General features: G+C 59.9%; 14 protein-coding genes. 6 read left to right on the forward strand and 8 right to left on the reverse strand.

Annotation, left to right across the window (positions count from 1 at the left end):
• From VGU61_RS06370 to VGU61_RS06390, 5 genes are all read right to left on the reverse strand, one after another.
• Nucleotides 1–1,080, reverse strand: a 1,080-nt coding sequence (locus tag VGU61_RS06370) for a cyclic nucleotide-binding domain-containing protein (RefSeq protein ID WP_326858267.1), incomplete at its 3' end; no start/stop codon positions are given.
• Nucleotides 1,081–1,222: 142 nt separating this feature from the next.
• The gene (locus tag VGU61_RS06375; RefSeq protein WP_326858268.1) at nucleotides 1,223–1,975 is read right to left on the reverse strand and encodes a peptidylprolyl isomerase; all 753 of its coding nucleotides are present in this window, start codon (nucleotides 1,973–1,975) and stop codon (nucleotides 1,223–1,225) included.
• Between the two features lie 194 nt (nucleotides 1,976–2,169).
• Nucleotides 2,170–2,358: a hypothetical protein gene (locus VGU61_RS06380; protein ID WP_326858269.1), complete on the reverse strand. Its 189-nt coding sequence runs from the start codon at nucleotides 2,356–2,358 to the stop codon at nucleotides 2,170–2,172.
• Nucleotides 2,345–2,539, reverse strand: a complete 195-nt coding sequence (locus VGU61_RS06385; RefSeq protein ID WP_326858270.1) for a hypothetical protein — start codon at nucleotides 2,537–2,539, stop codon at nucleotides 2,345–2,347. The genes VGU61_RS06380 and VGU61_RS06385 overlap by 14 nt, the downstream gene beginning before the upstream one ends.
• Nucleotides 2,540–2,828: 289 nt before the next feature.
• Nucleotides 2,829–3,977 (reverse strand): acyl-CoA dehydrogenase family protein, encoded by a 1,149-nt coding sequence (locus tag VGU61_RS06390; RefSeq protein ID WP_326858271.1) that lies wholly within the window; start codon nucleotides 3,975–3,977, stop codon nucleotides 2,829–2,831.
• Between the two features lie 215 nt (nucleotides 3,978–4,192).
• Here VGU61_RS06390 and modA point away from each other — a divergent pair, with 215 nt between their 5' ends.
• Genes modA through VGU61_RS06410 form a run of 4 tightly spaced genes read left to right on the forward strand, consistent with a single transcriptional unit; the run spans nucleotide 4,193 to nucleotide 6,879 of the window.
• The gene (modA, locus tag VGU61_RS06395; RefSeq protein WP_326858272.1) at nucleotides 4,193–4,936 is read left to right on the forward strand and encodes a molybdate ABC transporter substrate-binding protein; all 744 of its coding nucleotides are present in this window, start codon (nucleotides 4,193–4,195) and stop codon (nucleotides 4,934–4,936) included.
• On the forward strand, nucleotides 4,933–5,343 hold the full coding sequence (locus tag VGU61_RS06400; protein ID WP_326858273.1) for a TOBE domain-containing protein: 411 nt from the start codon (nucleotides 4,933–4,935) through the stop codon (nucleotides 5,341–5,343). Before modA ends, VGU61_RS06400 begins: the two co-directional genes overlap by 4 nt.
• Complete coding sequence (modB, locus tag VGU61_RS06405; RefSeq protein ID WP_326858274.1) at nucleotides 5,340–6,008, forward strand: molybdate ABC transporter permease subunit; 669 nt, start codon at nucleotides 5,340–5,342, stop codon at nucleotides 6,006–6,008. The genes VGU61_RS06400 and modB overlap by 4 nt, the downstream gene beginning before the upstream one ends.
• Nucleotide 6,009: 1 nt before the next feature.
• Nucleotides 6,010–6,879 (forward strand): ABC transporter ATP-binding protein, encoded by an 870-nt coding sequence (locus tag VGU61_RS06410; protein ID WP_326858275.1) that lies wholly within the window; start codon nucleotides 6,010–6,012, stop codon nucleotides 6,877–6,879.
• Here VGU61_RS06410 and VGU61_RS06415 read toward each other — a convergent pair.
• Nucleotides 6,863–7,867 (reverse strand): SDR family oxidoreductase, encoded by a 1,005-nt coding sequence (locus VGU61_RS06415; protein WP_326858276.1) that lies wholly within the window; start codon nucleotides 7,865–7,867, stop codon nucleotides 6,863–6,865. The genes VGU61_RS06410 and VGU61_RS06415 overlap by 17 nt on opposite strands.
• Nucleotides 7,868–8,114: 247 nt before the next feature.
• Here VGU61_RS06415 and VGU61_RS06420 point away from each other — a divergent pair, with 247 nt between their 5' ends.
• Nucleotides 8,115–8,255: a hypothetical protein gene (locus tag VGU61_RS06420; protein WP_326858277.1), complete on the forward strand. Its 141-nt coding sequence runs from the start codon at nucleotides 8,115–8,117 to the stop codon at nucleotides 8,253–8,255.
• 36 nt (nucleotides 8,256–8,291) lie between these two features.
• Nucleotides 8,292–8,876, forward strand: a complete 585-nt coding sequence (locus tag VGU61_RS06425; RefSeq protein WP_326858278.1) for a hypothetical protein — start codon at nucleotides 8,292–8,294, stop codon at nucleotides 8,874–8,876.
• Nucleotides 8,877–8,948: 72 nt separating this feature from the next.
• Here VGU61_RS06425 and VGU61_RS06430 read toward each other — a convergent pair whose 3' ends face one another.
• Both VGU61_RS06430 and msbA read right to left on the reverse strand, forming a co-directional pair.
• Nucleotides 8,949–9,098, reverse strand: a complete 150-nt coding sequence (locus VGU61_RS06430) for a hypothetical protein (protein WP_326858279.1) — start codon at nucleotides 9,096–9,098, stop codon at nucleotides 8,949–8,951.
• Nucleotides 9,099–9,385: 287 nt separating this feature from the next.
• Nucleotides 9,386–10,807: lipid A export permease/ATP-binding protein MsbA (msbA, locus tag VGU61_RS06435; protein WP_326858280.1), on the reverse strand; the 1,422-nt coding region annotated here is incomplete at its 5' end.

Below are 10,807 nucleotides of genomic sequence, written 5' to 3' on the forward strand. Positions count from 1 at the left end.
CGTATCGCCGGCGCGGGCGAGACTTTCCAGCGTCGCCCCCTGGGTGGTCACGTTCGCCAGTTCGCGCAGTTTTCCGAGCGTCATCTGAATGCCGTAGTGCCGGCACAGCATCGCAAGGCAGGCTGCGCCGCAATCCATTTCCTCGGCCTGCTCGACCAGCGGAAAGCGGCGGATGACCCGCTCGCCCATTTGCGGCCTGGATTGCAGGTCGAGCAGCACCGGCCGCTTGCGCCGCTCCGCCAGCTTCTTCTGCCGCTGGATTTCCCGCTCGACAACGCGGGTACGCTCTTCCAGCACCTCGCGCAGCTTCGGGTTGCGCTCCAGCAGGAAATGAACGGTCTTTTCGGGAATGACGAGCAGCGTCGTATCCGTGTTGGCGATCACGGTCGCTACCTGCTCCTGCCGCATCAGGCAGGCTTTCTCGCCGAAAATCTCCCCCTGCCTCAGGGTTGCCAGCGGATAGTCGGTGCCCTCCTCGTTGCGCACGACCCGGACCTCGCCATGGCGCACCACATACAATCTGCGGTCCTCGCGCGAATCCTGTTTCAGGATTTCCTTGCCGGCCGCCGCACGCTTGACGCCGACGCTGAGGATCATTTCCTCCAGCTCTTTCTTGCTGACCTTGTTGCGCAGGTCGAACATCCGGGCCACGAAGCCGCCGGCGGAATTGATTGCCACATAGCTGCTGATGAAGGCCGCCGCGGAAGGATTGCCTGCGATGACTGGTTCAATCGCCTGGCGCGGTATGAACACCACCTCCACCTTGCCGGACGCGCGCACCGACGATTCATGGTGGTAATCCCGCAGCATGGCGATCTCGGCAAACACTTCGTTTGCCTTGCGCACCCCCATGCTGAGTTCCCTGCCGTTTTCCTCGGTGAACATCCGCACCGAGCCGGACTTGATCAGGTACAGGCCGCCGGCCGGTTCACCGGCGTTGCAGATGGTGTCGCCGAATGCATAGAACCGCGACTCCGCATGTTCGGCCAGCCGCTCCAGTTCATCGGGCGTGAAAGCGGAAACGATCTCCACCGAAGACAGGAACTTGGCCAGGGAATGCGATTTTGAAGGTGTATCCATAATGCCTTTCCGGCTCCGCATGGCATTGCGGGACCGCTGGCGGCGCACATTGCTGAAAGTCTGTTTGGATACCGGCAGGTTCGCCGGCAATGCCGGTATCGCGGACGCATGAATCAACGGCGCCAGTGCGCCGGAAGCTCGTTCAGCAAATTTCGATGATGTGTTCCTGAGCCCGAGTCATCAACCATTGCTCGCGAAGAAGGCTCTTTATCTGGATGATGGTTTCTTCGTCCAGGGTGGCCGGATGCTTCGCATTCACCCGGAATATTTCGAAGGACGACCGGTCCGCCGACGGAAACGGCCCAAGCAGATCGCCCACCGAGGCATTAAAAACCTTGGCCTCGATATCGCTGCGCAACGATCCTCTCAGCACCTTGCCGATCAGCCCGCCCTTGGCCTGTGTATCGGCGAGGGAATGCTCGGCCGCCATCTCTTCAAAGCTGTCCGGATCGTCATTCAGGATGGAAATCATTTCCTTCGCCTTGCCTTCGGAATCCAGCACGATATGGCTGATCTCGATGCTGTCGAACTTCGGCGAGTTCATCTGGAAATATTCATCGATGGCGGCGTCGTTGCACACCTGCTGCAGCATTTTTTCCTGGAACAGGGTATCGGTGATGAAGGCTTCGAAATCGTCGAGGCTGACGCCGAGCGCATCCAGATAGCGGTTGGTGTCCGCGGCGCGATGCAGGCCTTTTATGCGGCGGAATTGGTCGGCGCGTTCCTGGATGTCATCGGGCGATATGCGCACGCCCTGCTTTCTCGCCGCATGAACGGTGATCCTGTCGCGCACCAGCTGGTCGATCAACCCTTCGAACTGCCCGGAAAGTTTCAGGTTCTTGATGAAGTCGTCGTCGCCGATTGTTTCATCATCGATACGTACAATTGCCGCCATTTGATCTGCTCCTTGGGTGATGGAGAATCCGTTTCCGGCGACCCTGCGATGCCGCGCCTGACTGGCATGCATCGGCTTTTCCGGCATCGGTTTCCGTTTGCTGACTGGAAATCGCTGCCGGTGCGCGGTCGCTCTGGACGCGGATACAAGACACGATATGAATATGTCTGATCGTTGCGAACGTGGCTGGTGAACTATAAGCCTAGCAGGGCCTGCATAAGCGCACCCGCACTGAAGCAAATTCGAGCTTGATCAAACTTGATGTTGATTGTCCGGTGCAGGCAAAGCAGCAAAGCGGTTGCCGCAATGCCCGCCTTTTCGAAACCGATTACGGTCCGCAATGCATTGCCCGCATTGCGCATGCGCGCATCAGTAGTTTCCATCTTCATCCTGATACGGCACGCAGATGCCGTTGTTGCATTCCGACTCGCCGACACGCTCATCGAAGCGTTTGACAGTGCAGCTGAACAGCAGGGCAAGGAAACCGCCGACGATGGCGGACATGGTTCGCCGGTCGAGCTCGACAGTAGCTGGAAGGTCACGCAGTAACAACGCGGGTTTCATGATGGTGCTCCTATGGGTTCGGAAGGACAGGCGACTGGTTGTGCCTGACCGAACTGGAGCACAGGGCATGCCAGCATGCGGCACATGCCGGTGCATCTATCCAAGTATTTGAAATAGATACGAAAAAGCCGGATACGGAGCGGCGGATCGCATTCGCATGCTTGTGCGCATCAGCGGAAGCGTCCGGGTGCACCGAACACTTTCCGCAACGTCTGTTGGCGCATGCACGACACTATTGATAAAGGGCCATCCGCTTTCCGGCGTGGCATTCAGCGGCGGCTCTCAACGTTCACAACGACCGGGCAATCACTTCCTTCATGATTTCATTCGTGCCGCCGTAGATGCGCTGGATGCGCGCATCGACATACATGCGTCCGATCAGGTATTCGTTCATATAGCCGTAGCCGCCGAACAATTGCAGGCATTCATCGACGACCTTGTTCTGCAGATCGCTGGTCCAGTACTTGACCATGGAGGCCGACACGGTGTCGAGCTTTCCGGCAACCAGATCCTCGATGCAACGGTCGACGAACACCCTCGCGACTTTCACCTGGGTTGCGATTTCCGCAAGCTTGAACCGGGTGTTCTGGAATTGCCCGATCGGCTGGCCGAACGCTTCCCTGTCGCGGGTGTATTGCAACGTCGCCTCATAAGCGCCTTCCATCGCTGCAACGGCGGACACGCCGATGATGGTACGCTCATACGGAAGATCGCCCATGAGCTGCTGGAAACCCCGGCCCTCGACGCCGCCCAGCAAATCGTCGGCACCGACATGCACATTGTCGAAGAACAGCTCGGCGGTGTCCTGTGCCTTCAGCCCGATCTTGTCGAGCAGGCGACCGATCCGGTATCCCTGCTTGTCCTTCGTTTCCACGATCAAAATGGAGATGCCCTTGGCCTTCTGCGCCGGATCGGTCTTGGCGACCACCAGCACCAGGCCGGCCAGAAATCCGTTCGTGATGAAGGTTTTGGAACCGTTGATGGCGTAGCCGTCGCCTTGCCGTTCAGCCCGGGTACGGATGCCTTGCAGGTCGGAGCCGGCGCCCGGCTCCGACATCGCGATGGCGCCGATCAGTTCGCCGCGCGCCATGCGCGGCAGGTAGCGCTGCTTCTGCTCCTCGGTGCCGTGATTGAGCAGATAGTGGGCAACGATGCTGTGCACGGATGCATTCATGCCGGTGAGGCTGCGCCGCGCCATCTCCTCGCAGAAGATCGCCTCATGACGGAAATCACCCCCTCCGCCGCCGTATTGCTCCGGTATGTCCGCACACAGCAGGCCCAGCTCTCCCGCCTTGCGCCAGATTTCCTTGCCGACGTGCCCGCGCTTGCGCGCCGCTTCATCGTCGGGAGCCATTTCGTTCTCGATGAAGCGGATGACCGTGTCCCGGACCATTTCAAGTTCGTCATTCATCCATGAGCGGCTGAAGTCGATTGCCATGCTGTTTGTCTCCTTTATCGCGGTCTGTGGCTGGTGAATCAGCCGGAAGGTCGATGGCCGGATGCACCTGTCGCCGATGATTGCCGCCGTGTCCGATTATGCACCGTATCACGCATCCCGCCCCGGCATCACGGCCGGATTTCACAGTTCACCCGCTGATACAATACGTCGGCCTTGCCCCCTCGTTCCATCCTGCAGCGTCCGAAGCCGACAACATGAAAACATACCTGCCATTGATCGCATTGATGTTTCCGTTTGCAGCAGGCGCGGCCACGCTGACCGTCGCCGTCGCCGCCAATGTGCAATATGCGTTCGACGATATCAGCGCCGCCTTCAAAAAGGAAACCGGGCACGACATCCGGCCGATCTACAACTCGTCCGGCAAGTTCTTCGCCCAGATCGTGAACGGCGCACCGTTCGACGTTTTCCTGTCGGCGGACATGGAATTCCCCGAGAGGCTGCACAGTGAAGGGCACTCCGACGCACCGAAAATCTATGCCTACGGCGCGCTGGTTTTATGGACGATGAAAGATATCGACCTGACGGACTGTCAAGCGACGCTGCGCAGCGATGCGGTGCGCAAGATTGCCGTCGCCAATCCGAAGGTGGCGCCGTATGGCCGTGAAACGATGAAGGCGCTGGCCGGCTTCAGGCTGGACGATGCACTCAAGCCCAAGCTCGTTTTCGGTGAAAGCATTTCGCAAACCAATCAGTACATCCATTCCGGCGCCGCTTACGCCGGCTTCACGGCGAAATCCGTCGTGGTGTCGCCGGAGATGCGCGGCCAGGGAAAATGGATCGACCTGCCTCGCACGTCGTATCAACCGATCGCACAGGGCGCTGTGGTTCTTGCCCATGGCCGGAAGAACAATCCCGCGCTGTCGAAACAGTTCCATGACTTCCTGCTCGGCCCGGCTTCCAGGAGCATCCTGGAACGGTATGGATATCAATTGCCATGAACCGGCTGCCGGGTCGCATCGCGGCGATTGACACTGCCGGCAGCATTGCGCTGGTCGACGTGCATGTCGGCAGTCATCGCCTTACCGCAACGCTGGTCAGCGTCGGCGGCGAACTTGGATCCTGGCCGGTCGGCATGCCTGTCACGATGCTGTTCAAGGAAATGGAAGTGGCACTGGCAAAAAACCTGTCCGGGTTGATCAGCATGCGCAATCGGCTGCCGTCGATTGTGACCGCAATCGAATACGGCAAGCTGCTTACCCGCGTGACACTGGATTTCAGCGGCCATCGCATCGAATCGGTCGTTACCACCCGTGCCGCGCACGCGCTGCAACTCGCTGTCGGCGATCGTGTCGATGGCCTGGTGAAAGCCAATGAGATGACCCTGATGCCGGACGAGGCGACATGAATTTCGACTGGCAGCCGCTGCTGCTTACTTTCCGCCTGTCGGCCATCACCGCTGCGATCCTTTTGCTGATCGGGGTACCACTGGCTTACTGGATCGCGCATACCCGCACCCGCTTCAAGCCGGTGGTGGAAACATTGGTCAGCATGCCGCTGGTATTGCCGCCATCGGTGCTCGGCTTTTATCTGCTGCTTGCCTTCAGTCCGCAACATGCGTTTGGCGCCTGGCTGGAACAATGGCTGCATTTGAAACTCGTCTTCAGCTTCGAAGGACTGGTGATCGGCTCGGTGATCTTCAGCCTGCCTTTCATGGTGCAACCGGTGCAGGCCGGCTTCCAGGGCTTGCCGCCATCTCTGCTGGAAGCATCCCGCACGCTCGGCAAGCCGGACATCGTCACGCTGTTCCGTGTGCTGCTGCCGAACATCAAGCCGGCGCTGCTGTCGGGCACGGTGCTGAGCTTCGCGCATACCGTCGGCGAATTCGGTGTGATCCTGATGATCGGCGGGAATATTCCCGGCGTCACGAAAGTTGCGTCGATCGCCATCTACGATGAAGTGGAAAGCCTGAATTACGCCGCCGCGAATTTCTATGCGTCGGTACTGTTCGTCGTCAGCTTCGCCATCCTGCTCATCGTGTACCTGGTGAACAAAAAATGGAAAGCGGTCTGACATGCTTGCCTTCACGCTTTCCAGGACGGTCGACAGCCCTGCGGGCCCGATGCGGATCGACCTGTCTGCCGATATCGGCAACGGCGAGTTCGTCGCCGTGTTCGGCCCCTCCGGCGCCGGAAAGACCACGCTGCTGCGCATGCTTGCGGGGCTGATCACGCCGGACAGCGGCAGTCTCGTCGTCAACGGTGTGCCGTGGTTCGATGCGCAGCGGCGCATCAACCTCCCGCCGCAAAAACGCTCGATCGGTTTCGTCTTCCAGGATTACGCGCTCTTCCCCAATCTGAGCGTAGCGGAAAACATCGCCTATGCAGTCGGCAGGAATGAACGCCACTGGATTGACGAATTGCTGGAGCTGACGGATCTGGCGGGCTTGCGCGACCGCTTGCCGGCGACGCTGTCCGGCGGCCAGAAACAGCGGGTGGCGCTGGCCAGAGCAATCGCCCGCCGTCCGGCGCTGCTGCTGCTCGATGAACCGCTCTCCGCGCTGGACGGCGAGATGCGTGCGAAGCTGCAGGATGATCTGGCGCGCCTGCACCGGCGCTTCGGCATGACGGTGCTATTGGTCAGTCACGATCTCGGCGAAGTGTTCAAACTGGCATCCCGGGTGCTGCACATTGATCACGGGCGGCTTGTCCGGACGGGGAGTCCCGCCGAGCTGTTCCTGAGACAGCGGGCGGAAGGAAAGCTGAACATCAACGCCCAGGTGCTGGCCGTGCGGCGGGAAGAAGTCATCCATATCGTTTCGCTGCTGGTGGGACAGCAGGTCGTGGAAATCGTGGCGTTCGAAGACGAGCTGCAAGGCGTGCGGCCCGGCGATATGGTCTCGATTGCGCTGAAGGCGTTCGGCGCGGCTATCCTGAAACAGTAACGGCAGGCCTTGATATCGTGTTTCGCCCGCGGCGCAGTGCAAATGCACACGCTGCGGCGACGCCGGTCAATGCGAGAACGGCAACCGTTGCCTTGCGTTGCTGGGGAACGCCCCATTGGCCATGGATCGCCGCGCCTGCCGGGACAGGCTTGAACAGCGAACCGTCGGTTGGCGCTGCGGCCCTTCCCGATTGCATGAAATAACGACGCGTGAAATGGCCGAGCAGCCGCCCGACCGGCTCCGGCATGAGCGCATACGGATACGCAAGCGCATGGTGTGCGCCGATGTAGGATGCGCGGCGCGGATGAAGTGCAAGACTAACCATTTGTTCCGCAACGTGGCACGGATCGATCACCGGGGGAACCGGGCGTAGTTCACGCCCCGTATAGTTGGACGAATGCAGGTTGGTCGGCGTATCGACGAAGCCCGGATACATGCCGCATACCTCGATTGCAGACCGGGAAGCCAGTTCATAACGCAGCGCATCGGTCAGACCGGCGACGGCGAATTTGCTGGCGGAGTACGTCGCCAGCCAGGGCATCGGCACCCTGCCGCCGATGGACGCCATGTTGATGATGATCCCGCGTCCGCCGTTTCGCAGAAAATGCGGCACCACCGCGTGGCAGCCGTTGATCACGCCGTTCAGGTTGACGTTAACCAGCTGTTGCTGCGATTCCACCGGAATGTCCTCGAACGGGCCCCACAGGCTCATGCCGGCGTTGTTGATCCACACATCGATCCGGCCGTAGGCATTGATAGCCGCACGGGCCAGCGCGCGCATCGCTTCGGCATCAGTGACATCGGTGGGTACGGCAAGCGCGCGACCGCCATGCGCTTCGCATTGCCGCGCCGCCTGCTCCAGCGGCGCCGGGCTTCTGGCAGCAAGCGCCAGGTTGGCGCCGCGCCGCGCGAAGGCGAGCGCCGTCGCCAGTCCCATGCCGCTTGATGCGCCGGTAATGACGACGGTGGCGTTTTTCAGGTTCTTCATAGGATCAACATTCAGTCGGTTCGTGAATAGGGCCGACGGGATGCGACGCGCTGTGATGAACTGCGGCATTGCATTGCCGACATCGGGTCTGGCAGCCCGTTAGACCGCTTTGGGATGAAAAGGTCGCGGTCGGCATCCCGAACCTGATTGGGATGGATAAGGCGGTCAGCAGGTTTGCAGCACATCAATAACAGATTCGGGACGTGGCGGACAATTTGATGTTTCGATATCGCTTATGGGAAAGACGGTGGACACACAAGACGTGGACCTCACGAAGAGACGCGTAGTCAAACATCAACTCAGGGTTGCCAAACGCAAGCGGTTCATATGGGCATCGATCGCCGCCGGCGTGGCGTGGGTGGTCGTCGCAACGCAATTCCTGAAATAGCCGCGGCAATGGCGCCGGGCAGGAAAGGAAAAGCACATGGCACTGGTGCGATGCAAGAAGTGCGACAAGATCTACAGCACGGCGGCAAAGTCCTGCCCTAATTGCAAACCCGATAAACCCGGCAAGCCCAGCAATCTGGTCAGGCAGCAGCACAGAAAGCATGCCCGGAAGTCACGCCGGAAAGCGGCATGGCTCGCCGCGGCCGCTATCACCTTCGTTATTGGCGCGGCCGCCACCGCATGGATCGCCCTCCCCGATCACACCCTTTCCACACAGGATAACTACGCTTCCATCCCGGATTCCTCCGGCGATTCCGGCGGCAAGCCAGGCAAGCCGGTACCCAAGGTCGGCGAAAATCACCGCACCGCCATGACGGCAGCTATTGCCGCAAGCGTCAAGAATTCGCTGCCCGATCCAAACGCGCTGGTGTGGCAAAGCATCTCAGCGAACGACAATGCCAGCGTGGTCTGCCTGGAATACAAGGTAAGGAACATGACCGGCGAATACCAGCAGGCACACTTTTCCTACGTCAACGGCAAGACCAGTGAAGATGCGGAAGTCTGGCAGAGGCATTGCGCAGGCAAGGCTCTGAACGACATGGCTCACCTGATGGATGATTAGGTGCAGGCAGGTTCCGGATGGAACACTGACTGGATGCGGTTGCTTCAGCCGAACCTGAAGCAGAGGGGAAAATCAGGAAAGTGCGCTGACCATCCAGGCAATGAGGCCGACGCTCACCGCCGCGGACGCCGCCATGCATGCAGCAGCTTGCAGCTTGTTGAAATTGAAGCGCGGGGATTCGGTTTCGACGAAATTCACCAGATTATCTTGTGTATTTCCCATGACGCCTCCGGAATGATCTGAATCAAGGTTTGTTCAACCTGAATTGAGCTCAGGCAAATGATTTCTACCCGTCATTATAAGGATCCGGAAACCGCTGGCAATAGTCTTGCCGACAACAAACATGTTGCAAACCTTGAGAAAGATCAAATAGCGTTGATTGCGGGATATGGCTTTGCCAAGCAATTGCAGACTTTGTAATGGCGTTATTGCACTATCTCGCGTCCTGCGCAGATATGCCGCGCCGCATGTCGGGGTTATCCGGCGCGGCTCCTTGCAGGCATGGGCAATCAGACGGTTTTGGCATCCTGGGCAAACTGCAGGTGGTACAGGTTGGCATACATGCCGTTCTTCTCCAGCAATTGCATATGCGACCCGGCTTCCACCACCTGTCCGTCGGCCAGCACGACGATACGGTCCGCGCGTTCGATGGTGGACAGGCGATGGGCGATGACCAACGTGGTGCGGCCCCGCATCAGTACGTCTAGCGCGGCCTGTACTGCCCGCTCCGACTCGGTATCGAGGGCGGAAGTGGCTTCGTCCAGAATCAGGATCGGGGCATTCTTGTAAATAGCGCGGGCAATGGCGAGACGCTGCCGCTGGCCTCCCGACAGCCGGTTGCCGTTGTCGCCGATCGGCGTCATCAAACCTTGCGGCAGGCCGGCAACCACGTCGCTCAGGTGGGCTGCGCGTACTGCGGCCTCGATGCGCGTCATATCAGGATGCGGGTCGCCGTATGCGATGTTGGCGGCGACCGTATCGTCGAACAGCACCACGTTCTGGCTCACCATTGCGATCTGCGCGCGCAGGCTATCGAGCGAAATATCCCGTATCCGTTCGCCATCGAGCCGTATCTCGCCGCTGGTCACCGGAAAGAACTCCGGCACCAGGTTGACCAGCGTCGATTTTCCGCCGCCCGACATGCCGACGAATGCGACGGTTTCTCCCGGCATGATGGTCAGGTTGATATGCGACAGGGTCGGCTGGTTCTGGCCGGGATACACAAAGCCCACGTCGATGAACTGCAGCTTGCCGGTGGCGCGGCCCGGCAGCTTCTTGCCGGTGGTGCGCTCCGGCGGCGCGTCGATGAGGTTGAACACCGCCTCCGCGGCCGTGAGGCCACGCTGCAGCGGGCCATTCACTTCGGCGAGTCGCTTGAGCGGCGCCAGCAGCATCAGCATCGCGGTAATAAAGGACACGAAGCCGCCTACGGTGGTCTGGTTCTGGCTGGACTGGATCAGGGCGATGACGATCACCACCGCGACCGCGCACGACGCCATGGTCTGCGTAATCGGCACGGTGGCGGCATAGGTGCTTGCCATCCGCATCGAATAGCGGCGCAGCTTGGCTGCCCGCTCCGCGAAGCGCTTCTTCTCGAATTCTTGGCCGCCGAAAATCTTGATCACCTGGCTGGCGCGGGTGGTCTCTTCGATCACCTGCGTGAGTTCGCCGTTGACTTCCTGGTATTCGCGGGTCAGCTTGCGCAGCCGCTTGCCGGTCATGCGCACGACAACCGCGATCAGCGGAATCAACACGATGGCGACGATGGTGAGTTGCCAGTTCAGCCAGATCAGGAAGGCCATCAGCACGATGACCGTCAATGCATCGCGGATCAGCGATGTCAGCACGTTGCGGATCATGTCGACGATCTGCTGCACTTCGAACATCATCGAGTTGATGACCTTGCCCACGGAGTGCGTGGCGTAGAAGCC

The organism is Noviherbaspirillum sp. (assembly GCF_035944575.1).
Lineage (GTDB): Bacteria > Pseudomonadota > Gammaproteobacteria > Burkholderiales > Burkholderiaceae_D > Noviherbaspirillum.